This window comes from Nocardioides sp. FY1077 (assembly GCF_058681775.1).
On sequence record NZ_JBZWDB010000003.1, the window covers coordinates 781118 to 807505 of the forward strand.

Annotated in this window: 26 protein-coding genes; 10 read left to right on the forward strand and 16 right to left on the reverse strand. The window is 72.6% G+C overall.

Annotated features, from left to right (window positions below):
* Positions 1 to 12: 12 nt before the first annotated feature.
* Complete coding sequence (gene aztB, locus AC4OR8_RS13245) at positions 13 to 867, reverse strand: zinc ABC transporter permease AztB (protein ID WP_492166026.1); 855 nt, start codon at positions 865 to 867, stop codon at positions 13 to 15.
* Between the two features lie 62 nt (positions 868 to 929).
* On the opposite strand from aztB, the gene aztA reads away from it, so the two are divergent.
* The gene (aztA, locus tag AC4OR8_RS13250) at positions 930 to 1664 is read left to right on the forward strand and encodes a zinc ABC transporter ATP-binding protein AztA (RefSeq protein ID WP_492166027.1); all 735 of its coding nucleotides are present in this window, start codon (positions 930 to 932) and stop codon (positions 1662 to 1664) included.
* A 519-nt stretch (positions 1665 to 2183) separates the two neighbouring features.
* Entirely contained in the window at positions 2184 to 5060 is a 2877-nt protein-coding gene (locus AC4OR8_RS13255) for an Ig-like domain repeat protein (RefSeq protein ID WP_492166028.1), read from the forward strand.
* An 87-nt stretch (positions 5061 to 5147) separates the two neighbouring features.
* Here AC4OR8_RS13255 and AC4OR8_RS13260 read toward each other — a convergent pair whose 3' ends face one another.
* A complete protein-coding gene (locus AC4OR8_RS13260; RefSeq protein WP_492166029.1) occupies positions 5148 to 5669 on the reverse strand; it encodes a hypothetical protein in 522 nt (173 codons plus the stop codon).
* Between the two features lie 189 nt (positions 5670 to 5858).
* A complete protein-coding gene (locus AC4OR8_RS13265) occupies positions 5859 to 6932 on the reverse strand; it encodes an AraC family transcriptional regulator (protein WP_492166030.1) in 1074 nt (357 codons plus the stop codon).
* A 49-nt stretch (positions 6933 to 6981) separates the two neighbouring features.
* Between AC4OR8_RS13265 and AC4OR8_RS13270 the strand changes: the two genes are divergently transcribed.
* Entirely contained in the window at positions 6982 to 7398 is a 417-nt protein-coding gene (locus tag AC4OR8_RS13270) for a DUF2000 family protein (protein ID WP_492166031.1), read from the forward strand.
* A 178-nt stretch (positions 7399 to 7576) separates the two neighbouring features.
* Here AC4OR8_RS13270 and AC4OR8_RS13275 read toward each other — a convergent pair whose 3' ends face one another.
* The 4 genes from AC4OR8_RS13275 to AC4OR8_RS13290 all read right to left on the reverse strand — a co-directional run bounded on the left by AC4OR8_RS13275 (position 7577) and on the right by AC4OR8_RS13290 (position 10996).
* Positions 7577 to 8566 carry an aldo/keto reductase gene (locus tag AC4OR8_RS13275; RefSeq protein ID WP_492166032.1) on the reverse strand — a complete coding sequence of 330 codons (990 nt, stop codon included), beginning with the start codon at positions 8564 to 8566 and terminating at the stop codon, positions 7577 to 7579.
* Between the two features lie 123 nt (positions 8567 to 8689).
* Positions 8690 to 9268, reverse strand: a complete 579-nt coding sequence (locus tag AC4OR8_RS13280; protein ID WP_492166033.1) for a TetR/AcrR family transcriptional regulator — start codon at positions 9266 to 9268, stop codon at positions 8690 to 8692.
* Positions 9269 to 9288: 20 nt separating this feature from the next.
* A complete protein-coding gene (locus AC4OR8_RS13285) occupies positions 9289 to 9939 on the reverse strand; it encodes an NAD(P)H-dependent oxidoreductase (RefSeq protein WP_492166034.1) in 651 nt (216 codons plus the stop codon).
* A 169-nt stretch (positions 9940 to 10108) separates the two neighbouring features.
* Entirely contained in the window at positions 10109 to 10996 is an 888-nt protein-coding gene (locus tag AC4OR8_RS13290; protein WP_492166035.1) for an EamA family transporter, read from the reverse strand.
* Positions 10997 to 11080: 84 nt separating this feature from the next.
* Here AC4OR8_RS13290 and AC4OR8_RS13295 point away from each other — a divergent pair, with 84 nt between their 5' ends.
* A complete protein-coding gene (locus tag AC4OR8_RS13295; RefSeq protein WP_492166036.1) occupies positions 11081 to 11947 on the forward strand; it encodes a LysR family transcriptional regulator in 867 nt (288 codons plus the stop codon).
* 152 nt (positions 11948 to 12099) lie between these two features.
* On the opposite strand, the gene AC4OR8_RS13300 is transcribed toward AC4OR8_RS13295, so the two are convergent.
* Positions 12100 to 12735: an isochorismatase family protein gene (locus tag AC4OR8_RS13300; RefSeq protein ID WP_492166037.1), complete on the reverse strand. Its 636-nt coding sequence runs from the start codon at positions 12733 to 12735 to the stop codon at positions 12100 to 12102.
* Between the two features lie 66 nt (positions 12736 to 12801).
* Between AC4OR8_RS13300 and AC4OR8_RS13305 the strand changes: the two genes are divergently transcribed.
* Positions 12802 to 13794: a GlxA family transcriptional regulator gene (locus AC4OR8_RS13305; RefSeq protein ID WP_492166038.1), complete on the forward strand. Its 993-nt coding sequence runs from the start codon at positions 12802 to 12804 to the stop codon at positions 13792 to 13794.
* 417 nt (positions 13795 to 14211) lie between these two features.
* Entirely contained in the window at positions 14212 to 15237 is a 1026-nt protein-coding gene (locus tag AC4OR8_RS13310; RefSeq protein WP_492166039.1) for a hypothetical protein, read from the forward strand.
* An 84-nt stretch (positions 15238 to 15321) separates the two neighbouring features.
* Here AC4OR8_RS13310 and AC4OR8_RS13315 read toward each other — a convergent pair whose 3' ends face one another.
* The 6 genes from AC4OR8_RS13315 to AC4OR8_RS13340 all read right to left on the reverse strand — a co-directional run bounded on the left by AC4OR8_RS13315 (position 15322) and on the right by AC4OR8_RS13340 (position 20100).
* Entirely contained in the window at positions 15322 to 15894 is a 573-nt protein-coding gene (locus AC4OR8_RS13315; RefSeq protein ID WP_492166040.1) for an HK97 family phage prohead protease, read from the reverse strand.
* The gene (locus tag AC4OR8_RS13320; protein WP_492166041.1) at positions 15891 to 17132 is read right to left on the reverse strand and encodes a phage major capsid protein; all 1242 of its coding nucleotides are present in this window, start codon (positions 17130 to 17132) and stop codon (positions 15891 to 15893) included. Before AC4OR8_RS13320 ends, AC4OR8_RS13315 begins: the two co-directional genes overlap by 4 nt.
* Before the next feature lie 301 nt (positions 17133 to 17433).
* Positions 17434 to 17850 carry a hypothetical protein gene (locus AC4OR8_RS13325; RefSeq protein ID WP_492166042.1) on the reverse strand — a complete coding sequence of 139 codons (417 nt, stop codon included), beginning with the start codon at positions 17848 to 17850 and terminating at the stop codon, positions 17434 to 17436.
* Positions 17851 to 18073: 223 nt separating this feature from the next.
* Entirely contained in the window at positions 18074 to 18418 is a 345-nt protein-coding gene (locus tag AC4OR8_RS13330) for a hypothetical protein (RefSeq protein ID WP_492166043.1), read from the reverse strand.
* 1071 nt (positions 18419 to 19489) lie between these two features.
* Complete coding sequence (locus AC4OR8_RS13335; protein WP_492166044.1) at positions 19490 to 19849, reverse strand: hypothetical protein; 360 nt, start codon at positions 19847 to 19849, stop codon at positions 19490 to 19492.
* 56 nt (positions 19850 to 19905) lie between these two features.
* The gene (locus AC4OR8_RS13340) at positions 19906 to 20100 is read right to left on the reverse strand and encodes a helix-turn-helix transcriptional regulator (RefSeq protein ID WP_492166045.1); all 195 of its coding nucleotides are present in this window, start codon (positions 20098 to 20100) and stop codon (positions 19906 to 19908) included.
* A 121-nt stretch (positions 20101 to 20221) separates the two neighbouring features.
* Here AC4OR8_RS13340 and AC4OR8_RS13345 point away from each other — a divergent pair, with 121 nt between their 5' ends.
* Both AC4OR8_RS13345 and AC4OR8_RS13350 read left to right on the forward strand, forming a co-directional pair.
* The gene (locus AC4OR8_RS13345) at positions 20222 to 20698 is read left to right on the forward strand and encodes a hypothetical protein (RefSeq protein WP_492166046.1); all 477 of its coding nucleotides are present in this window, start codon (positions 20222 to 20224) and stop codon (positions 20696 to 20698) included.
* Positions 20695 to 21813 (forward strand): tyrosine-type recombinase/integrase, encoded by a 1119-nt coding sequence (locus AC4OR8_RS13350; protein ID WP_492166047.1) that lies wholly within the window; start codon positions 20695 to 20697, stop codon positions 21811 to 21813. Before AC4OR8_RS13345 ends, AC4OR8_RS13350 begins: the two co-directional genes overlap by 4 nt.
* Positions 21814 to 21855: 42 nt before the next feature.
* Here the strand turns inward: AC4OR8_RS13350 and ychF are convergent, their stop codons facing one another.
* Both ychF and AC4OR8_RS13360 read right to left on the reverse strand, forming a co-directional pair.
* A complete protein-coding gene (gene ychF, locus AC4OR8_RS13355) occupies positions 21856 to 22932 on the reverse strand; it encodes a redox-regulated ATPase YchF (protein WP_492166048.1) in 1077 nt (358 codons plus the stop codon).
* Positions 22933 to 23022: 90 nt separating this feature from the next.
* Positions 23023 to 23511: a pyridoxamine 5'-phosphate oxidase family protein gene (locus AC4OR8_RS13360; RefSeq protein WP_492166049.1), complete on the reverse strand. Its 489-nt coding sequence runs from the start codon at positions 23509 to 23511 to the stop codon at positions 23023 to 23025.
* A gap of 228 nt (positions 23512 to 23739) precedes the next feature.
* On the opposite strand from AC4OR8_RS13360, the gene AC4OR8_RS13365 reads away from it, so the two are divergent.
* Both AC4OR8_RS13365 and phaZ read left to right on the forward strand, forming a co-directional pair.
* Positions 23740 to 25485 (forward strand): PHA/PHB synthase family protein, encoded by a 1746-nt coding sequence (locus tag AC4OR8_RS13365; RefSeq protein WP_492166050.1) that lies wholly within the window; start codon positions 23740 to 23742, stop codon positions 25483 to 25485.
* A gap of 8 nt (positions 25486 to 25493) precedes the next feature.
* Positions 25494 to 26387: a poly(3-hydroxyalkanoate) depolymerase gene (gene phaZ / locus AC4OR8_RS13370; RefSeq protein ID WP_492166051.1), complete on the forward strand. Its 894-nt coding sequence runs from the start codon at positions 25494 to 25496 to the stop codon at positions 26385 to 26387.
* Position 26388: the final 1 nt, after the last annotated feature.

The window sequence follows — 26388 nt, forward strand, 5'->3', positions numbered from 1 at the left end:
GGGTTCTCCAGCTCAGGCGGGGACGGGGGCGGGGGTGCGCAGCGCGGCGCGCAGGGTGCCGGTCGCGGCGCGCAGCGCCCAGGACAGGGCGGCCAGGCCGATCGCGACCATGGCGATCGAGGAGCCGGCGGCGGTCGCGGCGAACCACGACACGAGGAGCCCGACCACCACGGCGAGCACGCCGAGGATCGCGGCCAGCGCCATCGTGGTCGGGATGCGGCGGGTCCACTGCGAGGCGGCGACGGCCGGGGCGAGCAGCAGCCCGACGACGAGCAGCGAGCCGACGGCCTGGTACGACACCACGACCGCGAGCGTCACGAGCCCGACCAGGAGCGCTTGGGCCAGCGCGGGGCGCAGCCCGAGGACGGCGGCCACCCGGGCGTCGAGGGCGAGCGCGACCAGCGCCCGGTGGGCCAGGGCCGCCAGCAGCAGACCGGCCGTGGTGGCGACCGCCAGCAGCACGACGTCGGTGTCGGAGACGGCGAGGATGTCGCCGAACAGGATCGCGGTGGCGTCGGTGGCGAAGCTGCCGGAGTGCGAGATCACGATGACACCGAGCGCGAGCATGCCGACGAAGAGCAGGCCGATGCTGGTGTCGTACGACAGCCGGCCGCGGCGCTGCAGGACCCCCAGGGCGATGCTCATCACCGCCGCGCTCGCCGCGGCGCCCAGCAGCACGGGCAGCCCCGCGATGGTGGCGAAGGCGACGCCGGGCAGCATCCCGTGGGCCAGCGCCTCGCCGAGGAAGGCCATCCCGCGCACCACCACCCAGGTGCCGACGACGCCGCACAGCACGGCCACCAGCGCGCCGCCCACGACGGCTCGCTGGAAGAACTCCAGGGCGAAGGGCTCGGTCAGCGGGGTCATGGCGGGGACGCTAGGGCACTTGAGATTGATTATCAAACTCGATCGCGGTCTAGGGTGGTCCCGTGATCTCCTCCCCCGGCACGCCCACGGCGGCGCCTCCCACCACGCTCGTGTCGACGCCCACGACCGCCACGGGGCCCGCACCGGGGCTCCCTCGCCCGGCAGCCGTCCTCGAGCGGGTCCGGGTGCAGCTCGGGGGTCACGACGCGCTGCGCGAGGTGGACCTCGCGGTCTCCTCAGCGCGCCTCACCGTGCTCACCGGACCGAACGGGGCCGGCAAGTCGACGCTGGTCGAGGTGCTCGCCGGGGTGCGCCCGCCCACGTCCGGCCGGGTCCGCGTCGCCGCCCGGTCGGCGGCGTTCGTGCCGCAGCGCGCCGCCGTGCCCGAGCGCCTGCCGGTGACCGTCCGCGACGTGGTGACGATCGGCGCGTGGGGCGAGGCGGGCCTGTGGCGCCGCGTGGGCCGCGACGGCCGGCGCCGGGTGGACGACGCGATGGACCTGCTCGGGCTGACCCCACTGGCGCGACGGTCGTTCGCCACGCTGTCGGGCGGCGAGCGGCAGCGCGCGCTGCTCGCCCAGGGCCTGGCCCGCGGCGCCGACCTGCTGCTGATCGACGAGCCCACCACCGGGCTCGACACCCTCAGCGCGGCGCACATCTGCGAGGCCGTGGACCGCGAGGTGGCCCGCGGCACCTGCGTCGTCTGCGTCAGCCACGACCCCGTCGTCATCGACCGCGCCGATCGGGTGGTGCGGCTCGAGGACGGCCGGGTCGTCGCCGACACCGCCCGCGACTGAGCCGACCGCGGCTCGCGCCGTACGCCGCTCCGGCGCCGGTCGCGCCCGTCAGCCCGGGTGGCGGCGGCAGGGACGACCGTGGGGGACCTCCGCCTGTCGGCGGTCGGTCCCCCACGGTGGGTACGCCTGTCGCGACTCATCCCTCGTGGTGATCCCTCACCCCACGTGATGGTGTCGCCGACGCACGGAAGATCGAGATCCCTCGGCCTGCCCCGCTGCGTGTCCGGTGGAAGTCTCACACCTCGACGCACGACGCGGGAGGCCCCAGGACGAAGATGGCCCGGACGGACTACGCCGCCGGCACCGGCGGCGCATCGCCTCTCGGCCGGTCATCCGACTGCGGCAGCCGCGCGCACCGCGGCGGCCGTGCTCCCGCCCCGGGCGGTGGCGTCCCGGGCCATCCGCTGTTCGGGCTGCAGACACCGTCCACACACAGCTCGTTCCGTCGGGCTCGTGAGGGTGGCTCGCGACCGGCCGACCGGCTGGTCGACCTCGTCTCGTTCCTCACCAAGGAGTGCAGTGGACACGAAGCACCCCCGACCGCACCACCGCGGTCACCTCGGCCTCGCGCTGGGCCTCGCTCTCGGTCTCGCGGCGGTCGTCGTAGGGCCTGGCACCTCACCCGCCGTCGCGAACCCGACGGCGCCGCAGCCCGTCGACGCCGGTCCGACCAGCGTCGTCGTCGACGACGACGACGCCGCGCCCGCCTCGCGGTTCACCCTGGCCGTGCTGCCCGACACGCAGTTCTACTCGCGCTACTCCAGCGACCAGTTCGTCCCGCGCTACGGCAAGGACCCGTTCGAGGTCCAGACCGCCTGGCTCGCCGAGCACGCCGACGAGCTCAACATCCCGTTCGTCACCCACGTCGGCGACGTCGTCGACCGCGCCGGCGTCGAGCGCGAGTGGGTCGCCGCCGACCGCGCGATGAAGGTCCTCGACGACACCGACACGCCGTACTCGATCCTCGCCGGCAACCACGACGTCCTCAACAGCAACGACGACCTCGACGACACGGAGTACGACCTCGCCGCCGAGCCGTTCCTGAAGTGGTTCGGCCCGGCCCGCGCCGCGGCGCAGCCGACCTACGGCGGCACCGACGCGACCGGGATGAGCCAGTGGCACGTCTTCGAGGCGCAGGGCCAGGAGTTCCTCTCGATGGCGCTGCCCTGGCGCGCCTCCGACGCGACCCTGGCCTGGGCCAAGGGCGTCATCGCCGAGCAGGACCTGCCGACGATCCTCACCTCCCACGATCTCGTCAACATCGCTGCCGACGCCGTCACGCCGAAGGAGTCCGCCTACGGCGAGCGCGTCTGGGACCAGCTGATCAAGACCTCCGACCAGGTCTTCCTCACCTTCAACGGGCACTACCACGGCTCGACGCACCTGACCCGGGTCAACGACGCGGGCCACCAGGTCACCCAGGTCCTGATCGACCACCAGATGGCCTACGAGGGCGGCAACGGCTACCTCGGCCTGGTCGAGCTCGACCTGACCAACGAGACCATCACCATGCAGACCGGCTCGCCGTGGGTCGTGGCCAAGCCGCAGGACAAGCTGACGGCCTACGACCAGGCGCTCCTGGAGGCCCCGCACCAGGCCTACCAGGTGCCCATGGACTTCTCCGAGCGCTTCGAGGGCTTCCAGGCCGGACCGGCCGACCAGCCCTCCCTCACCAAGGCGGCGCGCGACATCCTGCTCGACGGCTTCGTGGCCCCCGACGGCAACGACCTCGTGCAGGCGGGCTCGGAGGACGACTACGTCGAGGCGCCCGGCACCCTCGCGCACTGGCGCTTCGGCGACGTCGCCCCCGGCGTCGTGCGGCCGGGCCAGGTCTTCCGCGACCTGGCCGGCGACAGCGACCTGCACCGCGTGGGCCTCGGCGCCTCCGGCTCCCCGACGGCCGAGGTGGGCGACGTGGTCGTCACCGACGACGTCAACCCCTACTCCGCCGACCCGGGCGCCGTCTGCTTCACCGGCAGCGACGCCCGCACCGGCCGCTTCAGCTACCTGCAGTCCACCAGTGGCACCCCGGTCACCGAGGCCACGTTCCCGAACGGCTACACCATCGAGACGTTCGTGAAGATGGACGCCGACTGGACCGCCGAGGCCAACCAGTGGAGCAAGGCCGTGGTCCGCACCGGCAACCGCTCCGAGCTCCCCGGCATGCCGGTGACGCGTTGGGACTACACGGCCTCCCCCACCGCGCTGGGCATCTCCAACCTGCGTGAGTTCCAGTTCACCGAGGTGCCCGCGACCACCAGCGTCGGCGACCGCACCGCCTGGTCCGGCGAGATCATGGTCGACCAGTGGCAGCACGTCGCGGTCGTCAACGACCCGACCGCCGGCACCACCACCATGTACGTCGACGGCGCCCCCGTGCTCCGCAACGCCACCGGCACCGGCGGTGCCTCCGCCAACGCCGGCATGCCGTGGATCATCGGCGCCGACTGGGTGGACGACGCCGCCCGCAACGGCTGGCACGGCTGTGTCGGCGAGACACGCATCATGGAGCGTCCCACCGGTCCGGCCGAGTGGCTCACCGCGCGCCCGTCGGTCGACAGCCTCGACGTGACCCGGCGCCCCGCGGCCACCGTGCCGTCCGGCACCGACGTGGTCGTCCTCTCGGGCTCCGGCACGCCGCGCGCGACCGTCGCCGTCACCGGCGACCTCGTCTCCAGCACGACCGTCGCCGACGACGGCACCTGGCGCCTCGTGGCCGACCTCGACGGCGCCCCTGGGGAGAAGCAGTACGCCGTCACCCAGGGCTTCGGCGACCGGCTCAGCGAGCCCGTGACCGGCACCTTCACCGTGGCCGGCGCCGCCCTGGCGACCACGTCCACGGCCGCCGTCGCCGACCGCACCGGTCACTACGGCAGCGCCCGGCGGGTGACCGTCCGGGTCGCCGCCCAGGACGGCCCGCCCGCCGGTGTCGTCACCGTCACCCGCGCCGGCACGACGCTGGGCACCGCCGAGCTCGTCGACGGCGGCGCGGTCGTCTCGCTGCCCGGCACCGCACTGCGCCCCGGCACGCACGACCTGACGATCAGCTACCCGGGCGACGACACGCACGCCCCGTCGTCGGACACCGTGCGCCTGGAGGTCCTCAAGGCCGTCTCGCGGCTCACCGTCACGCCGGGCTCGACCCGCGTCGACGCCGGTCGGCGGGCCCGCCTCGTCGCCACCCTCTCGGCCGGCGTGCCCGTGCGCGGTGACCTCGTCGTCGCCGAGAAGGGCCGAACGCTGCTGCGCCTGGGCGCACAGGCCGGTCGTCGCAGCGTGGTCCTGCCGGTGCTCCGCGCCGGCCGGCACGTGGTGGCGGTGCGCTACACCGGTAGCGACGTGGTCGCGGCCAGCCCCACCCGTCGCGTGGTCGTGAACGTGCGCGCCAGGCGCTGACCGCCTGACTCCGCACGAGGCAGAGGCCCGTGCCACCCACCGGTGGCACGGGCCTCCGTCGTCGAGCCCAGAGCGGCGGCGTACCTGTCACAGGCAACCCGCTGGGACAGTGCGCCTCGCCGCCTCTCGCAGCTCGGCGTCCTCACTCACGGTGACGCCGGGCTCCACGCCGTCGTGGTCGTCGGCAGCGGCTGACCGGGCGGTCGCGCTGCCGTACCGGGGCGGCGCCCGTCCGGCAGGATGTCGCTCGTGAGCCAGAGCCCGGTACCGGTCCTGCGCCGCGCGGCGCAGATCCCGCTCGGGCTCCTCGCCGCGCTGCTGCTGCTGACGGCCTGCGCGGCCTCGCCGCAGGACCTGGAGGCGACCGGGTCGGACGAGCCCGGCGTGGTCCGGGTCCGGGTCGTCGAGGCGGACGCCGCCGACGACGACATCCCGTTCGCCGACGTGGCCCGGCACGTCACCGTGGTGATGGACGGCGCGGCGACCGCCGAGGACGTCCTCGCGGTCTTCGACGCCTACGCCGGTGCGATCGACGACGGCGACGTCGACGGGGTCGAGGTGGTCCTGCAGGGCAAGGAGGCCACCCTGGCATCGGGCGAGGGGGTCCACGTCACCGAGCCCGCGGCGCAGGACCTGGTCCGCGCGCAGCGCGCCGACGACGTCCTGGAGTACCGACGCGAGGTGTACCCGGTGGGCACGTCGGTGGAGCTGACGCTGGCACCGACGGGGTTCGCCGGGGTCGCAGGGTGGGCCGACCGCTACCGCGACGCCGGGGGCGTCGACCTCGTGCAGGTGACGTCAGGTGGGCTGCTCCTGATCCGCGACCGGCACGACGCCGACCCCGAGGTCACTGCGGCCCGCGAGGTGGTCGCCCGACGAGTCGACCGACGGTTCGGCCTGAGGAGCGCCGTCGTGTCCGGTCGGGGGGCCGTGGAGCTGACGGTGCGACCGGGCGACCAGGGCGCCGTGCGCCGGTTCGTGAGGCGCGCCGGGGATGTGGGACCGGTCGGCCGCGTGGCGGTCCGTGCCGCGCAGCGCGACGCCCGAGCGGTCTCCACTGGACCGTGACGGCGTCGGTCGTCGCGCGGCGCTGCCGGCGTAGGCCGCGGGGGTGGTGCCGAGGAGCCGGCGGAAGTGGCGGTTCAGGTGGGGCTGGTCGTGGAAGCCGACGGCGACGGCCACGCTCGCCGGTGACTCGCCGGCCAGCAGCAGCCGGCGCGCGCGGTCGAGGCGCCGGCCGGTGAGGTAGCGGTGCGGCGGGATGCCGAAGGTCGCGGTGAACGAGCGCACGAGGTGCGTCGGGCTCGCGCCCAGCACGCGCCCGGCGTCGGCCAGGGTGAGCCCCTCGACGGTGCTGGCGTCGAGCAGGTCGCGCAGGCGGGCCGCGGTGCCGGCGTCCACGCGGCGCGGCGGCCGGGGGCCGCCGAGCAGGACCCCGAGCCGGTCGGCGACCGCGGCGAGCCGGTCCTCGGCCTCGAGCGTCTCCGCCGGGTCGTCGAGCGCGGCGTGCAGCCGGCCGACCTCGGCCCGCAGCGCCCCGTCGACCCACCCGGGGTGGTCGACCGCGGCGCCCACCCGCCGTACGTCGAGGACGTCGGCGTCGAGGTAGACCACCCGCTTGCGGAACCCGGCCGTCGTCACGGCCCGCCCGTCGTGGGGCACCCCGGGCGGCAGCAGGGTGACCCGGTCACCGAGCGCGCCGTGCTCGTGGCGGTCGAGGTCGAAGCGCACCGCCCCGGTGTCGACGAGCAGCAGGGTCCAGGTGTCGTGGGTGTGCAGCGGGTAGGCGTGGTCGGTGAAGCGCGCGTGCAGCACCTCGGCGACGCCGGCGACCGCCGGCCGCCACGCGCGCACGGAGTGCTCGGGCCCCACGTCAGGAACGTACAAGACCGGCACGGGACGGCGCGGCGAGGCTGGGCGCATGACCGTCCGCTTCGACACCAAGATCGCCCTCCTGCTCCGCGACGACCTCGAGACCTGGCAGCGCCTGAACGTCACCGCGTTCCTCGCCAGCGGCGTCGCCGCGACCTACCCGGGTCTCGTCGGGGAGCCCTACGTCGACGCCGACGGCGCGGGCTACCTGCCGATGTTCGGTCAGCCCGTGGTGGTGATGGAGGGCGACACCGCCGTGCTGCGCGAGGTCCACGAGCGGTGCCTGCGCCGCGGACTCCGGGTCTCGGTCTTCACCTCCGCGCTGTTCGCCACCGGCCACGACGAGGCCAACCGGGCGGCGGTCGCCGCCGTCGGCAGCGCCGACCTCGACCCCGTCGGCCTCGGGGTCCACGGCCCGCGCAACGCGGTCGACAAGGTGCTGAAGGGCGCCCGGATGCATCCCTGAGGCCCCGCGCCGACCGCGTTCGGCACGTCCCGGGGGGCGGGCACCGGAGTCGGACGTGCAGTGACGCGGCCGGGCGCCGGGACGGTGCGCACCCCTCGCAGCTCGGCGGCCGCGGCGACGGCACCGGCGACGGCACCGGGCCCGGCACTGCACGTCCGGCTCGGGTCGGGCCCTCCGCTCAGCGGTCGATCATCTTCTGCATCGCCTCGGGGTAGCGGTCGCCCTGCACGTCGACGGCGGCGATGGCGGTCTCGATGGCGGTCAGGTCGTCGCCGGTGAGGTCGACGTCGGCGCCGCCGATGTTCTCCTGCACCCGGGTCGTGCGGCGGGTGCCGGGGATGGGGGCGATCCAGGGCTTCTGCGCCAGCAGCCAGGCGAGGGCGACCTGGCCGGGGGTGGCGTCCTTCTCGGCGGCGATCCGGGTGAGCAGGACGACGACCGCCTGGTTGGCGGCCATGGCCTCGGGGCTGAACCGGGGCAGCCGGGTGCGGATGTCGGTGCTGTCGAAGGCCGTGCCCGCGGTGATCGCGCCGGTGAGGAAGCCGCGACCGAGGGGGCTGAACGGCACCAGCCCGATGCCGAGCTCGTCGAGGGTGGGGATGATCTCGGACTCCAGGTCGCGCCACCACAGGGAGTACTCGCTCTGCAGGGCCGTCACCGGCTGCACGGCGTGGGCGCGCCGGATGGTCGCGGCGCCGGCCTCCGACAGGCCGAAGTGACGCACCTTGCCGGCCTCGATCAGCTCCTTGACGGTGCCGGCGACGTCCTCGATCGGGACGTCGGGGTCGACGCGGTGCTGGTAGCAGAGGTCGATGTGGTCGACCCCGAGCCGCCGCAGGGAGCCGTCGACGGCGGCCCGGATGTGGGCGGGGCTGCTGTCGAGCCCGCCGTCCTGCGTGCCGTCCTCGTCGTAGGAGAAGCCGAACTTGGTGGCGATGACCACCTCGTCGCGCACCGGCGCGAGCGCGCGGCCCACCAGCTGCTCGTTGACGAAGGGGCCGTACACCTCGGCGGTGTCGAAGAACGTGACACCGAGGTCGTGGGCGGCGCGGATGACGCCGACCATCTCGTCGGTGTCGCTGGCGGGGCCGAAGCCGTGGCTCATCCCCATGCAGCCGAGACCGATCGCGGAGACCTCGAGGCCCTGACCGAGAACGCGCGTGTCCATCTGATCCTCCTGGGTGTCGTGACCCTGGAAAACTACTCCGCCCGCACGGAAGCCGCAGGGGTCCGGGCGCCTGGCGCGGCCACGGCCCCCTCGCCGCACGGGAGGACGGTGCGCACCGTGCCGTCAGGTGGTGGTGTGCCGACCGTGGGACGACAGCAGCGCCGACAGCAGCGTGACGAGTGTCGCCGTCGCGGTCTCCGGATCCGTCGAGCCGTTCACCGCGGCGTCGCACAACGACTCCGCCGCGCCGAGGAAGGCGAACGCCGCCGCCTCGGTCAGGACCGCGTCAGGCTCGCACGAGCCGATCGCACGCCGGCAGATCGAGAGGTACTCGGCCTCGGAGGTGCGCCTGACCGCTGCGAGGTCGGGCGATCCCGACAGGGCGGCCGCGACCCTCCCGAGCTCGGTCCCGTGGTCGAGCACGCACGCGACGTGGCACTCCGCGATCGTCTCGATCTGCTCGGCCAGGGTCGAGGGGGTCTCCTCGAGCGCCTCGAGCAGCCGCGTCGTCTGACGGCGGTCGAAGTCCTCGTACAGCGCCAGCAGGAGGCCCGACCGCGAGCCGAAGTGGTCGTAGACGACCGGCTTCGAGACGCCGGCCTGCACGGCGAGGCGGCCCAGGGTCAAGCCGTCCGCGCCGTCAGCGGCGACGAGGGTCCGGGCGACCGCGATCAGCTGCTCGCGACGGTCGTCCTTCGTCATCCGCCGGCGGGTAGCCGGCGTCATCGCACAGGGCTCGGCCGGGCACTGCGGGAGCCCGACCCGACCCGCTCGGCGTACCAGGCGCCGATCGCACCCACGGCCCGGTCGACCTCCGAGGCCCGCACCTGCGGGGACGCGTCCTCGGAGTCGTGGAGGAACGTGGTGGATCCCACGACGCCACCGCAGAACTCGACGAGCCCGTGCTCGACCTGGTTGCGCAGCGACCGCTCGTAGCCGTGGCGGTCGTACAGGCCCCGGTCGCTCGCGGCCACCGGGAGGAGGTGGACCGTGAGGTGGCCCAGCTTCCCCACCAGCCCTGCCTCGGGGGCGGTGTCGAAGGCCCAGCCGTCGAGGAACACGCGGTCGACCCAGCCCTTGAGCATGGCGGGCATCGACCACCAGTAGACCGGGAAGACCAGCACCAGGTCGGTGGCCCGATCGATCCGGGCCTGCTCCGCGGCGACGTCGGACGGCACACCTGTGGCCGCTCCCTGGTAGTGGCGACGGTCCTCCAGCGAGAAGCGCGGGTCGAAGCCCTCACCGTGGAGGTCTGCGACCTCCACGGTGCCCCACGAGGCGAGGGACCGCGCGACCCGGGCGGCGACCTGGTGGGTGAGCGAGTCGCTGTCGGGGTGGGCGACGACCAGCAGGGTGTGGGTGCTCGCGTTCACCCGGACAACCTACCATTGGTAGGTACGTTGCCGGACCGGACCGGACCGGCGGCCCGGCCGTGCGGCCACGCCGCGATCGGGCACGGTGACCACGCCGACGCCGCGCACTGACGCTCGGCCACCACCACGTCGACGCCCTGGGGCACTCGAGGCGGGCGAGCCCCTGCCGTCAGGTCAGCGTCGCCACGGGGTCCGGCCGCGGCGGGACACCCGTGGGGATCGTGCGGGCACCGCTGCGCTCGGCCCCCATGCCGGCGGCCACCACGAGGCCGACGCCGGCGACGGCCAGCCCGTTCGGCGCCTGGTGGAGCGCGACGAAGCCGATGACGAGCGCGAACGCCGGCTCGAGCGCCATCAGCGTGCCGAACGCCCCGGCACTGAGGCGGCGCAGCGCCACCATCTCCAGCATGAACGGCACCACCGGCAGCAGCACGGCCAGGCCGAGACCCACGAGCATCAGCTCCGGCGTCAGCCGTGGGAACACGCCGGGGCCCGCGACGACCGTGGCGACCAGTGCCGCCACCGGCATCGAGATGGCCAGCCCGGTGATGCCGCTGGCGGAGTCACCGACCCTCTGCGTGAGCAGGATGTACGCGGCCCAGCACAGGGCCGCCGCCAGGGCGAACGCCACACCGAGCGGGTCCACCGCACCCGCCCACGGCTGCGTCAGGCACACCACCCCGCCGGCCGCCACCAGCGCCCACACCCGGCCCGCTGCGCGGCTGCGCGCCACGGCGACCCCCAGCGGACCGAGGAACTCCAGGGCGGCCGCCGTGCCGAGCGGCAGGCGCTCCACCGCCGCCATGAACAGCATGGTCACGCCGCCGGTCACCACCCCCAGCGCCACCGCGGCGCGCACCGTCGCGGGGTCGAACGCAGACGGTCGCGGACGCACGACCACCACGAGGACGACCCCGGCCCAGAACAGCCGCAGCCACGCCGCCCCGCCTGCGCCGACCTCGTCGATGAGACCGATCGAGGCGGCCAGCCCCAGCTGGACGCAGAGCATGGCCGCCACGGCCATCGGAGCGCCCCCACGGGGCGGAGAGGTGGTCATGGCCGCTACGGAACCCCACGAGCACCGTCTGCGTCCACGTGACATCGATGGACAAACCGTTCGCCGATCAAGGACGATGCAGGGATGGACGCCCGCCGCCTGCGCATGCTGTCCGAGCTCTCGCGGCGCGGCTCCATGCACGAGGTGGCCGCCGAGCTCGGCACCACCACCTCGACGGTCTCGGCGGGGATCGCCGCCCTCGCCCGCGACCTCGGCGTGCCCCTGGTCGAGCCCGACGGGCGACGCGTGCGCCTCACCCCGGCCGGCGCCCGGCTCGCCGAGCACGCCGTGACCATCCTGACCGCCGTCGACACCGCACGCCTCGACCTCGACCCGACCGCGGAACCCGCCGGCGTCGTCCGGGTCGCCGGGTTCGCGACCGCCGTACGCCGCACCTTGCTGCCCGCGATCGACAGCCTCGCGCACACGCACCCGCGCCTCGAGGTGCACATCCGCGAGCACGAACCCCTCGAGGCGTTCGACCTGCTCGGGCGCGACCAGGTCGACCTGGCCCTGACCTACGACTACAACCTCGCCCCTGCCTCGTGGTGGGCCGAGCACCGCGCCACCCGGCTGTGGGAGACGGCCTGGGGCCTGGGTGTCCCGGCGGGCGAGACGCGGCACGACCTCGGCGCGCACGCCGACCGGCCCTGGATCGTGAACTCCCGCGGCACCGCCGACGAGGACGCCCTGCGCACCCTCGCCTCCCTGTCGGGCTTCACCCCGCGCATCGGCCACCGGGTCGACTCCCTCGACCTGGTCGACGAGCTCGTCGCCGCCGGCCGTGGGGTCGCCCTGCTCCCCCACGACCGCACCGGCCACTCTGGGGTCACCGTGCTCCCGCTCGACCAGCACCCGGTCGCGCTCCGCGCCTACGCCGTCACGCGGGCAGGACGCGACCGCTGGCCCCCGGTACGAGCCGTGCTGGAGCAGCTCGCGCATGCCCGGTGAGCCCCTGAGCGGCACCGACCCCGCGGGCACCGCAGTCTGCGCGTGGGCGAGCAGGTGGTCGATGTCGACGCCCTCAAGAGCCCAGTGGTGGGCCTCGACGGTGTCGTCGTTCGACGCTCGGTGCCCGGCGTGCAGGTGCGCGGGAGGACGGGTCAGTCGCCGAAAGCGGCGCGGCCCTGCGTGGCGGAGGTGCCCAGGTCGCTCTTGGGCAGGGCTTCACCGGCGGTGACGGCTGCTGCCCATGCCTCGGTGCTGGCGACGGCGGCGAAGTTCGAGTGCAGGAGCACGAGGAGCGTCTCGTGCAGCTGCTCCGCGGACACCTTGCCGGCGTCGTTCGCCAGGTGGATGGCGCCGGTGGCGTCGGACAGGATCTCGGCCGCGAGCCCGAGCTCCTCGGCACCCACGGCCGTGGCGATGTCGCAGTTGTTGGTCATGTAGCCGGCGATGGTGATGGTGTCGACGTTCTGCTCGGCCAGCCACTGGGCGACATCGGTGCCGGCGAACACGCTGCCCTTGGACTTGGTCACCCGCTTCCACGCGGGGCTCAGGCGCTGCTCGAGCTCGGGGTGGAGCGACCAGCTCTCGCTGTCCAGGGCGAAGACCGGTGCGCCCTGCGGCAGCTCGTGCTGGACGACGACGACGGGCAGGTCCTGCTGCTGTGCGACCTCGACGGCGGCCAGGACGTTGCGGAGCGTCTTCTCGCGCGACGGGGCCTGGATCTGGAGGATCCCGTTGAAGTACTCCTGCTGGACGTCGACGACGATGAGTGCGCGGTGGGGGGCGGTCATGGCTTCTCCTGTGGGGGTGAGGAACTCGTGGAACCCACTCTGGGTCGACCCGACGGGCTACCGTGAGTGGCACGAACGACCTCTTTCGATGGGATCGGGCCAACTGTGCGGATTGCCGTGTACGCGTTCGACGACATCACCATGTTCCACCTCGCTGCCCCCCTGTTGGTCTTCGGCGAGGTCGGCCGGCAGGGCCTGGCCACAGGCTGGGACCCGGTGGTGTGGACCCAGGACGGCCGCGGCATCCGGACCGTCGAAGGCCCACGGGTGGAGGACGTCGCCGGTCCCGGCGCGCTCGACGACGCCGACCTGGTGGTGCTGCCGTCCTGGCCGACCGACCTGCCCGCCAGCGGCGAGGCGCTGACCAGCAGGATCCGGGCGGCACAGGCACGAGGGAGCCGCATCGCGGGCCTGTGCCTAGGAGCGTTCCCCGTCGTCGACAGCGGCCTGCTCGACGGCCGTGAGGTCGTCACCCACTGGGGTGCGGCCGAGGAGCTCGCACGCCGGCGCCCCGCGGTGAACGTCCATCCCGCCGCGCTCTACGTCGACCACGGCGACGTCCTCACCTCAGCCGGCACGGCATCCGCGCTCGATGCCTGCCTGCACATCGTCCGTTCCCACCTCGGCTCCGCCGCCGCCGCGGCGGTCGCGCGCAGTCTCGTGGTCGCACCTCACCGCGATGGCGACCAGGCCCAGTACGTCGACCGCCCGATGTCTCGGCCCGGCGGCGTGGGGCACCTGGGCCCCACCATGGACTGGGCACTGGCTCGGCTCGACCGACCACTCACCGTCGCCGACCTCGCGGCCCACGCCCAGATGAGCAGGCGCAACTTCACCCGCCGGTTCGCGGAATCCGTGGGAACCACGCCCGCACGCTGGGTCCTGGCCCGGCGGCTGGACGAGGCCCGGAGCCTCCTCGAGACCACGACCTGGCCCGTCACCCGCATTGCCACCACCTGTGGCTTCAGCAGCGCCGTGACGTTCAGGCAGAACTTCGTCGCAGCTTTCGGGACCACACCCACGTCCTACCGGCAGCGGTTCTCGCTCCCCGCGACGTGAACCAGGGCCAGCCCAGACCACGGGCCCGGTCGGCTGGGGTGTCGGCTCCGGCCCACGTGCCTTGTGGCGGGTGGCCCTGGAACCACCGGTCAGACGTTGAAGCGGAACGTATGAGCGGGTCGCGCCATCACGGGGTCCGGGGTGTCGACACGCGACCTGACCTGCGGAAACAGTTAGTGGCATCTGGTGGGTGTTGATGGGCGTCGGTGGCTCTGCTGACGAACGGCTGACGAACGGCTGACGAACCGGACGCCGCTCCCCCCAGGCCCTCAACGCCGCTACTTCTTCTTGCGGCGCACCGCGTGACTGGTGCTTCATGCGGCCGCTGTTGAAGCCCCGGTCGAACTAGAGATGCGCTCCGCACGTTGTGGCTGGTGCGTCGGACACGGGGTGCGTTCGTCCCCGATACTGAGCGACATGTCGGGATGGTTGGGAATCGTTCTGCCCTACGTCGCACCGTTGTTGGTCGCGCTGGTGACGTCAGCAGTCACGGCGAGCCTGTTGTCAGCGCGACGGCTACGCAAGGACATAGCGGACTTGCAGACCCTGTTGAGTGCGAACCCTTCTGAAGGGGTTGCAACTCTTCTAACAGAGGACGTCAACGAAAAGATCGTCCGACTCAGCAGCCTGAATCGCTTCCCCGCGCTCCTTGGGAGTGACGTTGTACGCCTTCTCATCATCACTGCAATGGTCGCCGCATCCGGCTTGATCGTTTTCAACGTTTCGAGAAGGGATTCAAACTACTTCGTCGTGGAGGATGTGATAGCGCCAATCGCCTTCACGCTCACGGCGGGCTGGAACTGGTTCGCCTTCTATGTCGGTTGGAGCCAACGCCTCGATGCGCGCCACGCGTTCGTGAAGGAACATGGCCCGGTTCGTCACGAACGGCACGCCGAGTTCGTTCGCCGTGTTGCTGTCGGCTCCGTAACCTTCTTAGGGATGCTCGCGATCGGGGGCACTGGTGTTCCGTTGATTGTGGCAACGACCTATCAATACTCCAAAGTCGCGTCCGCCCTCATTGTGGTCCCACTGCTCGCGGTCGTCCTGGTGGTCACCGATAGGTTGATTGTTCTCGGGTATAGCAACACTGCTGCGCCGCAATCTTTCCTTGACATTCTGTCGTTTGGACCACCGGCCGCATTACCCGATCAGGCTGAAAAAGCGCGGGCGGCCCGCGCCGCGCGCAAGACAACCCGCGCCGAGAGCAGACAGGCAAAGAAGACTGGCTCGGGCGCCCACCCGCCTGAGCCGACTCAGCAGGATGGCGCTGCCTCGAACAGTGGCGTGCAATCGCATGCGGTTGACGACGAATCTCCGGCCAGGACTATCGCCCCATTGTCGCGGCAACAGCGCGTCCAGTCGCCCGGCGTGAGCGCACGAGCGAGGCCCCCAGCGTCGGCGGGAGGGGAAGAACCCGAACCGACGCCGGGGGCCTCGCGGTGAGCGGGAGACGCTTCCGGCAGTGGCGTCACCCGCGGTGGGTGCCCGGCGGCTGGCTCACCCCATGAGGACCGCCCGGCACCCGGCTCAGTGGCGCAGCAGCATGGCGACCTCGGCCTCAGCGAGCCGCAAGCGGAGCGCCAACTGCCCACGCGACGACGCCGCCAGCGCCTTCGCGCCAGTGACGACCGCCTCCGGGTTCATCGGGAACACCACGACCGAGGTCTCCCACAACTTGACCTCCTCCAGGACGCGCACCTGCCGCCCGTCACGGTCCTCGAACCGGTAGGCCACCGCCTCGTAGCCGATCGACAACTTCGACAGGTGCCCCTCGACCAGCAGCCGCCGCACGTCCTGCGCAGCCGTCGTGGAGGCGAACCTGGCATGGATCACCAGCCCCCGGCTGTCCTCCGCGGCGTCGAAGATCGTGCCCAGCACGGACGACGTCGTCGCCATGTGATCGGCCAGCAGCGGGATGCCGTTAGCCCTCACGCCCTCGACCGACGCGGCGAACGCCCCCGGCACGATGACGTCGCCGCCCAGGTCGACGTTGCCGAACGTCGAGGCGTAGCCCACGAGCGTGCCCGCGTCACCCGACTCCGCGGCGTCCTTCCAGGAGCAGGCAACCGTTGCCCGCTGCATCGTGACCACCGGCTTCACAGCCGCAGAGTGGCGAGGGCCTTGGGGCGGATCACATCTCCACCGACCCTGTGGCACACCAGCAGACCCAACTTCCCTTCGTCTGCGTAACGCTCCTCCAAGCGCTGCACCGTCACCCGCCGCCGGTCGGCCACCATGTACCCGGCGCGCACGTCGCCGAACACCACCGAGGGGTCCGTCGCGGTGCCGGTCGCCGTCATGGCGGGGAGGCCATCGACGGTGTAGGCCGGGTAGCCGAGCAGGGTGTCGGCCGCCCCCTTGGATGCGTCGCGGCGGAACAGGTAGTTGCCCTCGGTGTCCTTCAGCAGTTCGATCGCCTGCTGGGCCGACGAGTGCAGCAGGAACGTGGCGTTGCGACGCGCCCAGGAGGGCACGGCGTAGGTGACCTTCACCAGGTCGTCGCCGACCACGGTCGCGTTGGCAGCCGCCGTGACCGACTGGGTCACGTTGTGGGTGATCCCGAACGGCTGGCCGGTGCCGGTGCCGTTCGCGAAGGCGTCGTCCTCCAGTTCCGCGAACTTCAGCACGAGCGCCTGGCGGATGATCTCGGCCAGGTTCTCGTCGGAGTCCTCCAGTTCGTCACGACCCAACTTCACGAGCGCGTTCAGGTCGTGCACGAAGATGGAGTCCTTGCCCGCCGGGGTGGCCGCGAGCCCGTCGGTCAGGGCGGTCCCGGTCTCCAGACGGCCCCAGCCCGCGGTGTTGATGACGACGTTGCCGACGTCCACCTGGGCCTTGGTGGTGGGGCGCACGAACGCGAGGCTCCGGATCACGCCCGCGCGGGGCAGTTCCTTCAGGATGGTGCCCGCGTAGTCGGCCGGGATCAGGTTCAGGCCAGTGGCGTTCTCCACCAGGTCGGCCTTCTGCTCGATCGGCACCTGGCCGTCGCGGACCCACCCCAGGAAGCCCTTGGTGGCGCGGGGAAGCCCAGCGTCGTCGGCGCTGGGCGCGCTGTACCCGCCGCCGGTCCAGCCCTTGCTCGTTACGGGCCCAGCGACGGAGTCGCCGCCCAGCATGTCGTGGCGGTAGACGGGCTCAGCGGCGCGCTTCTCCTCCCGGATGGTCTGGGCCTGGAGCGACGCCTGCCGAGACGCATCCAGGTGCTGCTCGATCTGGCGGGCGGCGTCGGCGGGCATCGTCTTGCCCTCGAACTGGTCGTTGATCGCGCGGGCGGCCTGGAGGTGCCGCGCGGCTGTGTTGGCGTGGGCGGCTTCGTCGCCACCGATGGAGTACGTCATGGGGGTCACCTGTCGGCTCGGTCGACGGTGCGGACGCGAGACGCGTCGAACGCACCAGAAGGGAGTGGCGGCGGCGCTCTGTGTCGCAGCGTCAACAGCCAGCCCGTGCCTCATGTCGGCTTCCGAGGCCCTGCCGGGGCCCGGTTGGCGAACGGGATCGCCTCGCCCCTCTGCCCGAGGGGACTTCCGGCTGGAGGTCTCCACCTCTGACGCCGTGGCCGGGCCCTACCGGGGCTCCGGACCTGCGGCGGTCAGCCGTTGCCAAGGACGCTACACCGACTCGCCGACAGCGCCCGGCAATTCATGGGCGGGGGTCGTCGTGCTCGGGGCACGAGCAGCCGCGTGGGCACGGCGGGGACTCGAAGTCGGGTCGCGGGTCGAACGCCGCAGGCGGCTCCGGCTCGTCAGCAGGCGGCGGCTGTGTGACGCCGCCCAGCGTTGCCGCGTCACCCCACCCGGCCTCGACGCCGGAGACGTAGTCGCGCCCCAACGCGCCCCAGTCCCGTGCCCGGCGACGAGACTCCTCCCCAGCCAGCGACACCAGCCGCTCCCAGGTGACAACCAGCCGCGGAAGGCCGAGAGCCGTCGCCCCGGCCACGCCCCACTCAGCGAACCTCGCGAACGAATACAACTCGTCGTCATCGAGCCCGGCGAGGTCGCCGCACACGTCACGCGCCATCGCAGCCAGCACGCCGCCAGCCGGGTCCGCGTCCGTCATGTCAGACACCCCCGCGCGCTGCGCAGCGACCCGTACGGCGTCGCTGGTGAGCATCCGCGGGCTGCGAAACACCAAAACGTGACGCCGGGTGCGGGCGTCTGTTCGCTATGTGGAAGACGGGGCGGGGGTCCAACCGCTACCCAGTCCCCCCATCTACCCCTTGTCGCACGGTGGCGGGTGCCGTCGACACCGCGCTCGGTGGTTGGTGACGCCGTGTGTGTGGTCACTTCTCGTCCTCGGTGAGTCGTCGGCCGGGTTGGGCCCAGCCTTCTCGGCGTGCGGTTGCTCTGCCGTGGCACGACGCGCAGAGCCCGCGTCCGGCTGCTGGGTCGTTGGGGTCGGCCCCTTGTGCGACGAGGTCGCGGCGGCTGATCGGCCAGTGGTCGGCGACGGTGGCGGCGACGCGCTTGCCTTCGGTGGCGCAGATGACGCACCACGGGTCGCGGGCGAGGACGCCGGGCCTGAACACGGTCTGGTGTTCGCCGGTGTAGCCGCGTTCCTTGGCGGTCTTGGCTGTGCGTGCGACTCGCGCCTCGTATCGGGCCGAGCAGGTCGGGCAGCGGGTCACGGTCAGGGTGGGTTGCCACTTGTGTCCGCGGCTGCACCGCTTGGCGCCTCGTGTCGGCATCAGACTGCCTCTCGCTGGTTGGGGGGTGTCGGTGGTGGGTTGGTTGCTCGGTCGGCTGTGCGTGCGTTCGGTGTCAGGGCAGCGGTGACAGCAGATCGGCGAGGGGTGGTGCCCGGCATGTCGACACCGGGGCGGGTCTGTTCGTGCGGCACAGCCGATCCTCGAACGGCTGGCGGGGGGTCCTCGGGCGTCTCGCAGGCTGCACGGACGCACCGGGCGTGGACGGGGCTGGACCAGGTGTCGGCTGTGACGACCCACAGCAGCCGCCACGGCTGGGTGGGGGTGATGCGCTGTCGACAGGCGCGGCAGCGCACGGTGCCGGTGAGGCGTCGCTGCCAGTAGTCGCGCAACTCGGGCGGCGGTTTGCGGACGAGGGGCAGCAGGCGGGCAGGTTCGGGTGGCGGTGCTGGGTAGCGGCCCCCTCTGGGTGGGCCGACCGGGCCGCCGCCGTCCCAGGTCGCGAGGTCGGGGCGCCCGGCGCGAACCCACCTGGTTCCGTGGGTGCAGCACAGGCGGTTGACGCGTTCGCTGACACGGTCGCACCCGGGGACGGGGCAGGCGCGTCGAGCGCTCGGGTTGTGGAGTCGACACCAACCGGCCGCAACCATGCTGACGAGGTCGCAGCCGGTGACGGGGCAGTCACGGCGCTGGGGTCGGCGCCGGTCGCGGCGGCCTTGGCGGCGGCGGCGTGGACGTGAGGCGGTCATCGGACGTGCTCGACTTCGGCCAGGTCCTCGCTGTCGCATTGCGTCGCGCGCAGGCCCTTACAGAGGCGAACGACGTCGTGGCCTCTCCCTTGGTCTGCTCGGGGGGCGGGACGGCTCGCGCGCGTTACGTAACGCCCGCCTGCCTCGAAACTCGCGAGGAACGGGACTAGCAACCAGAGAGTGCTGAAAACGGCGGAGACAGACGCAACCCCAAGTACTGGTCTGGTCTGGTCTGGTCTGGTCTGGTCGCTGTGACTCCCGGCGTGACTCCCGGCGTGACTCCTGCCGTGACTCCCGGCGTGAGTCACGGCGTGACTCCTGCCGTGACCACTTCTCGCGCCTTCCGGCTGCGCTGCTTCCGCGCTGTCCCAGCCCGTCGATCTGCGGCGATCTGCTCGGGCGTGCGCTGGTGGTCTAGGTGCTTGACGACCTGCCACCCGTCGGCGGCGGACTTCCACCAGCCCGCGTCGAGCAGTTCCGACAGAGCGGCGTCGACGTCGCTCACAGCCGTCGCCCGGCGCAACTCATGACCTCGGATGAGGCCGCCCGTTTCACGTCTCATGACCCAGACGAGCCCCTCGACGTGCAGGCGCGCGGCGGCGTCGGTGAGCGGGATTTCGGCGCAGTCATCGGTGAACGCGTCGGTCAGTTTGGTCCAGGTCATGGCGGCTCACCGCTCTCGGCTTGGGGCGGCATCGCACGGTTGGCCGCCGAGGACGGTCACCGGTCGACAGCGGCGGTGCTCTGCCGCTGCTCGTTGAGCCACTGCTCGACCTCGGCCCGGTCGTACATCACGCGTCGGCCGACCTTGAACGAGCGGGGCCCGTCGCCGCGTTGCCGCCAGAACCGGAGGGTGCAGAGCGGCACCCTCGTCATCTCGGCGACCTCCTCCATCAACAGCAGGTCATTGGTCATCGTCCGGCTCCCGTCGGAATGGATGGCGAGACGATCCGTCATACCGTCTCGATCATTCACGACCGTACACCACCACCGAGACGCCTTGACGAAACGTAACGGCAACGCGAGACTGACTGACATGAACGAGAAGCGAGTGACCATCGCGCCAGGGGTGACAGCCCCCGCCCGGGTCGAGGCCCAAGAGACGCAGATGGTGGGACTGAAGGGCGGGGGGGTTGCCTACAAGGTCGAGGCGGTCCTGACCTGGCAGGACGATCAGCGGCGTTTCCTGTGCGAGTCGGTCCGGGTCAGCAGCCCCGGCGCGCCAGTCACCGGGGAGCACCTGCGCCGCGTACGCGTGGAAGCCCTGAGTCGTGAGGCGGTGCAAGAGCGGCTCAGGTCTCTCAAACGCCCGGCCGCCTGGGAGGCGCCCTGGGGGCTGGAGCCGCCTGCTGAGCTCGTCGGGCAGCGCGCGAACGAGCGGACCCGCGCATGGGCCGCACATCTCGAGCGCATCGGCCACGCCATCGACGGACAGGGCGCGACGTACGCCGCCGAGCGGCTGGGCGTCCCGAAGCAGACAGCATGGCGCTGGGCCAAGGAGGCGGCACGGTGAGCAGCGTCAGGAAACTCCCCGACGGTCGGTGGCAGGCCCAGTTCCGAGCGGTCCCCAACGGCAAGCAGATCACCAGGACGGCCCGCCGGAAGGTCGACGCACAGGCTTGGCTGGACGAGCAGACAGCCGCGCTCGCAGGTGGAACCTTCGTCGCACCCGCACTCGGGCGGGTCACCTTTGCGGCGTTCTACGCCGACTGGTCGACCCGGCAGGTGTGGGCACCGGGCACCCGCGCGGCGATGGACCTGGCGGTCCGGTCGGTGCCGTTCGGGCATGTCCCGCTGCGCACGCTGCGCCGCTCGCACGTCGAGCACTGGGTCAAGCACGAGGACGACCGGGGTCTGGCTCCCGGCACGGTTCGCACGAGGTACAACAACGTCCGCTCGGTGCTGAAGGGCGCCGTGGCAGACGGGGTGCTCGCCGCGGACCCGAGCGCAGGCGTGCGACTGCCACGAGCGCGCAAGCGGGAGGCCGCCATGAGCATCCCCTCCCCCGCCGACGTGGGGGCACTGCTCGACGCCGCCGACGACGAGTTCCGGCCCTTCCTCGCCCTGTGCGCGTTCGCCGGGCTCCGGCTGGGTGAGGCCGCCGCGGTCCGGGCCGAGGACGTCGACTGGCTGCGCCGCTCGCTCACAGTGTCGCGGCAGATCCAGCGGCAGACCGGCGGCGTGCTCGACGTGCGACCCCCGAAGTACGGCTCCGAGCGCGTGGTGCACCTACCTGAGCAGGTGGTCGAGTTGCTGGCCGCGCACGTCGCTGCCCGCCCGCCGTCGCCGTGGCTGTTCCGGGGTGCCGTGCCAGACGTGCCCCCTCACCAGAACACCGTGGGGCACCGCTGGCGGCAAACCTGCAAGCGGGCCGGGGTCGACGGCTTCACGCTCCACGACCTCCGGCACTTCTACGCCTCGGGTCTGATCGCCGCCGGGTGCGACGTGGTGACCGTTCAGCGGGCGCTGGGTCACGCCAAGGCGACGACGACCCTGGACACGTACTCGCACCTGTGGCCGACAGCAGAGGACCGGACGCGCACCGCTGCCGCCGCTCTGTTCACCGAGGCGGCGTCGGCGGCTGCTGACGAACGGCTGACGAACCGCTCGAACGCGCTGGGCGGGTAGACCCGCCCTGACCTGCGGAAACATGCTCCGTAGGGCCTCGGCTCACACGTTGAAGCGGAACTCCACCACGTCGCCGTCGGCCATGACGTAGTCCTTGCCCTCCATGCGCACTTTGCCGGCCTCCTTGGCCTTCTGCATGGAGCCGGCCGCCATCAGGTCGTCGAAGGAGACGATCTCGGCCTTGATGAAGCCGCGCTGGAAGTCGGTGTGGATGACGCCCGCGGCCTCGGGGGCGGTGGCGCCCCGGGGGATGGTCCAGGCGCGCGACTCCTTGGGACCCGCGGTGAGGTAGGTCTGCAGGCCGAGGGTCTCGAAGCCGACGCGGGCGAGCACGTCGAGGCCGGGCTCGTCGACGCCCGTCTCGGCGAGCATCGCGCGGGCCTCGTCGTCGTCGCCGAGCTCGACGAGCTCCGACTCGAACTTCGCGTCGAGGAAGATCGCCTCGCTGGGGGCCACCAGGGCGCGCATGCGGTCCTTGAGCTCGTCGTCGGCGAGCTCGTCGGCGTCGCAGTTGAAGACGTAGATGAACGGCTTGGCCGTGAGCAGCGACAGCTCGCGCACCAGCGAGCGGTCCACGGAGGTCGCGATGATCGGGGTGCCGGCCTCGAGGTGGGTGAGCGCCTCCCGGGCGGCCTCGAGGGTCGCGACGACGGCCTTGTTGCCGCGCGCCTCCTTCTCCAGGCGCGGGATCGCCTTCTCCACCGTCTGCATGTCGGCGAGCACCAGCTCGGTCTGGATGGTGGAGATGTCGTTGCCGGGGTTCACCTCGCCGTCGACGTGGGTGACGTCCTCGTCGCGGAAGACCCGGGTGACCTGGCAGATCGCGGCCGACTCGCGGATGTGGGCGAGGAACTTGTTGCCCAGGCCCTCGCCCTCGGAGGCGCCGCGCACGATGCCGGCGATGTCGACGAACTCCACGGTGGCGGGGAGCACCTTGGCCGACTCGAAGACCTCGGCCAGCCGCGGCAGCCGCTCGTCTGGCACGCCCACCACGCCGACGTTCGGCTCGATCGTGGCGAACGGGTAGTTCGCCGCGAGCACGTCGTTCTTGGTGAGGGCGTTGAAGAGGGTGGACTTGCCCGCGTTGGGGAGACCGACGATGCCGATGGTGAGAGCCACGGGCGGTGACTCTACGGGCGCCGCAGGGCCGCGCCCGAATCGCGCCGGGGCCGCCGCCGACGTGGCGGCGGCCCGCTGCTCACCCAGCGCTCAGAGCTCGACCTGCTCGTTGTCGCCGTCGATGCGGCTGCCGGTGACCTTGGCCTTCACCAGGTTGGTCAGCGAGATGATCTTGCTGCCGCCGGGTGCGTCCCAGTACTCCGCCGAGTCCGGCTCCACCTCGATGAGGATGTTGTTCGGGTCCTCGGGCCCGCCGTCGAGCCAGGAGTCGGTGAAGCTGTCCCACAGCTCGGCGAGGCGGGTCTCGTCGTTCACGACGACGGCGCGGCCGGCCACCGAGACCCAGGTGCCGTGGCCGCTGTAGGAGATGTTGACGCGCGGGTCGGCCACCAGCGCCTGCACCTTGTCGGAGTCGCGCTCGGCGATGAAGACCAGCGTGCCGTCGGTGTCGACGTCCTGGGTCGACATGGGCTTGCTCAGCAGCTTCCCGCTCGGGTCCACGTAGGTCAGCATCGCGACCTTGGAGTCCTTCAGCAGCTCGATGACGCGCTGCTCCTGGTCGGTGTCGGTGTCGCTCACGGGTCCTCCTCGAGATCGGATGTCCTCTCGAACGTACGTCGGCGCCTGTGCCGCACGCACACCCCGACGGGTCCAGCGGCCCCGGTCCGCGTGCTGTCCTCCAACGCACATCCGGGAGGGTGGTGGCCCGGTCGAGGTGGTGCGGGTCACACTGGCCGAGCAGCACCAGCACAGGGAAGACAGGGGCACGGCGGACGCCGGCCCGTGCCGACGCCGTCCGGAGGCACCATGACCGACACCGCCGCCCGTCCCGCCCTCGAGGCCGACCAGCGCATCCGCGCCGCCGGGGCCGCCGACGAACCGGGCGACGCGGAGCTGTCGGCCCCGCTCGACCTGCTGCTGGCCGACGCCGCCCGCGGCCCGCTGCGGCGGCTGCTGCCGGGCGTGTCAGGCGTCCGGTTCGCCGCCGGGCTGGCCCGCCACCCCGCCCGGGTCGGGCGTCGGGCGGCCGGGCTCGCCGTCGAGCTCGGACGGGTGCAGGTGGGCCGCTCGGAGGTCGCCCCGTCGCCGAAGGACCGGCGCTTCGCGGAGGAGGCGTGGAGCCGCAACCCCTTCTTCAAGCGCACCCTGCAGGGCTACCTCGCCACCGGCGAGGCGGTGCGCGCCCTGGTGGCCGACGCCGGCCTGGGCCACGGCGACGCCCAGCGCGTGGGCTTCCTCGTCGACAACCTGGTGGAGGCCGCGGCCCCCACGAACAACCCGCTGCTGAACCCGATGGTGCTCAAGCGCGTCGTCGACACCGGCGGCGGCAACCTGGTGGCCGGCGCCCGCCGCTTCGCCCGCGACTTCGCCACCGCTCCGCGGGTGCCGTCGATGGTGGAGGCCGACGCCTTCGAGGTCGGAACCGACCTCGCGGTCACCCCCGGCGAGGTCGTGCTGCGCACCGAGCTGTTCGAGCTGGTTCAGTACACCCCGCAGACGCCGAAGGTGCGCGCGGTGCCGCTGCTGATCGTGCCGCCGACGATCAACAAGTACTACGTCATCGACCTCGCCCCCGACCGCAGCCTCGTCGAGCACCTCGTGCGCGCCGGCCAGCAGGTCTACTGCATCTCCTGGCGCAACCCCGACGCCCGCCACGCCGACTGGGGCCTCGACACCTACGGCCAGGCCATCATCGAGGCGATGACCGCCGCGCAGGCGATCTCCCGCCAGGACAGCGTCGCGCTGCTCGGCATCTGCTCGGGCGGCATGCTCGCCGCCATGGTGGTCGCCCACCTCGCCGCCCAGGACCAGCTCGACCGGGTCGCGGCGTTCAGCCTCGCCGTGACGGTGCTCGACCAGCACGACGCCGGGCTGCCCAGCGCCCTGCTCTCGCACAAGGGCGCCGCCGCCTCGACCCGCGCCTCGCGGGAGAAGGGCTACCTCGACGGCGCCGCGCTCGCCGAGATCTTCGCGTGGCTGCGCCCCAACGACCTGATCTGGAACTACTGGGTCAACAACTACCTGATGGGCCGGGCACCCAAGGCCTTCGACATCCTCTACTGGAACGCCGACCCCGTGCGGATGAGCGCCGGCATGCACCGCGACTTCATGGACCTCGCGATCCGCAACGCCCTCACCGAGCCCGGCGCCGCCACGATGCTCGGCACCCCCGTCGACCTGTCGGCGGTCGACGTCGACTCCTACGCCGTGGCCGGCATCGCCGACCACCTGTGCCCGTGGGAGTCCTGCTACCGCACGACCCAGCTGCTCGGGGGCGACACCCGCTTCGTGCTGTCGACCAGCGGCCACATCGCGGCGATGGTCAACCCGCCCGGCAACGAGAAGGCACGCTTCCGCACCGCCGGCTCCACCCCCGCCGATCCCGCCGCCTGGCTCGGCGCCGCCACCGAGGTGCGCGGCTCGTGGTGGGACGACTACACCGCCTGGCTGGCCGAGCGCACCGGCCCCGAGCGCGGCCGGCCCCGACGGATGGGCTCGGCGCGCTACGAGCCGCTCGGCGCGGCCCCCGGCGACTACGTGCACGACCGGTGAGTGCCGCGATGGCCCCCGCCCAGGCCCGCCCCGCGCCCGACCGCGTGCGCCAGGTCGTCGTGCGCCGGCTGCCGGTGCGGATCTCCGAGCGCCCCGGCACCGGTGCGCTGACCGGCGCCCCGCCGTTGCTGCTGTGCAACGGCATCGGCGCCAGCCTGGAGGCCCTGCAACCGCTGGTCGACCACCTCGACCCCCGCCGCGGCGTGGTGCGCTTCGACGTGCCGGGCGTGGGCGGCTCCCCCGCCCCGCCGGTGCCGTACACGATGCCGGGCCTCGCCTCGTGGCTCGGCGCGCTGATGACGCGGCTCGGCCACCCGACGTACGACGTGCTCGGGCTGTCGTGGGGCGGCGGCGTGGCCCAGCAGCTGGCGTTCCAGTCGCCGCGGCGGGTGCGCCGGGTGGTGCTGGCCGCCACCGGCACCGGCTCGCTGATGGTGCCGGCCCACCCGCGGGTGCTGGGCCGCATGCTCACCCCCCGGCGCCACCGCGACCCGGCGTACGCCGCGCGGGTCGCCGGCGACCTCTACGGCGGCACGATGCGCACCGACCCCGCCCGCGCCGCGGCGCTGCTGCACGCCGCGACCCGCAGCGGGCCCAAGCGCGGCTACTACCTGCAGCTGCTCGCCGGCGCGGGGTGGTCGAGCCTGCCGGGGCTGCCGTTCCTGCGCCAGCCGGTGCTGGTGCTGGCCGGCGACGACGACCCGATCATCCCGCTGGTCAACGCCCGGGTGATCGTTCGGCTGGCACCCCACGCCCGGCTGCACGTCTACGCCGGCGGCCACCTCGGCATCCTCACCGAGGCCGACGTGCTGGCCCCGCTGGTCGACCGGTTCCTCGACGGGCTCGACGGGCCCGACCGGCCCGCGCCGGCCCCCACCACCGACGACCTGGGAGGGTCCTGAC

Bases quoted from the DNA above. Each gene is read 5' to 3' on its own strand.
- AC4OR8_RS13320 (WP_492166041.1), bottom strand. From the start codon at position 17,132: ATGACGTACTCCATCGGTGGCGACGAAGCCGCCCACGCCAACACAGCC.
- AC4OR8_RS13335 (WP_492166044.1), bottom strand. From the start codon at position 19,849: ATGACCTGGACCAAACTGACCGACGCGTTCACCGATGACTGCGCCGAA.
- phaZ (WP_492166051.1), top strand. From the start codon at position 25,494: ATGGCCCCCGCCCAGGCCCGCCCCGCGCCCGACCGCGTGCGCCAGGTC.
- AC4OR8_RS13275 (WP_492166032.1), bottom strand. From the start codon at position 8,566: ATGGACACGCGCGTTCTCGGTCAGGGCCTCGAGGTCTCCGCGATCGGT.
- AC4OR8_RS13310 (WP_492166039.1), top strand. From the start codon at position 14,212: ATGTCGGGATGGTTGGGAATCGTTCTGCCCTACGTCGCACCGTTGTTG.
- AC4OR8_RS13300 (WP_492166037.1), bottom strand. From the start codon at position 12,735: ATGACCGCCCCCCACCGCGCACTCATCGTCGTCGACGTCCAGCAGGAG.
- AC4OR8_RS13290 (WP_492166035.1), bottom strand. From the start codon at position 10,996: ATGACCACCTCTCCGCCCCGTGGGGGCGCTCCGATGGCCGTGGCGGCC.
- AC4OR8_RS13340 (WP_492166045.1), bottom strand. From the start codon at position 20,100: ATGACCAATGACCTGCTGTTGATGGAGGAGGTCGCCGAGATGACGAGG.
- aztB (WP_492166026.1), bottom strand. From the start codon at position 867: ATGACCCCGCTGACCGAGCCCTTCGCCCTGGAGTTCTTCCAGCGAGCC.
- AC4OR8_RS13345 (WP_492166046.1), top strand. From the start codon at position 20,222: ATGAACGAGAAGCGAGTGACCATCGCGCCAGGGGTGACAGCCCCCGCC.
- AC4OR8_RS13365 (WP_492166050.1), top strand. From the start codon at position 23,740: ATGACCGACACCGCCGCCCGTCCCGCCCTCGAGGCCGACCAGCGCATC.
- AC4OR8_RS13270 (WP_492166031.1), top strand. From the start codon at position 6,982: ATGACCGTCCGCTTCGACACCAAGATCGCCCTCCTGCTCCGCGACGAC.
- AC4OR8_RS13325 (WP_492166042.1), bottom strand. From the start codon at position 17,850: ATGACGGACGCGGACCCGGCTGGCGGCGTGCTGGCTGCGATGGCGCGT.
- AC4OR8_RS13295 (WP_492166036.1), top strand. From the start codon at position 11,081: ATGGACGCCCGCCGCCTGCGCATGCTGTCCGAGCTCTCGCGGCGCGGC.
- AC4OR8_RS13280 (WP_492166033.1), bottom strand. From the start codon at position 9,268: ATGACGAAGGACGACCGTCGCGAGCAGCTGATCGCGGTCGCCCGGACC.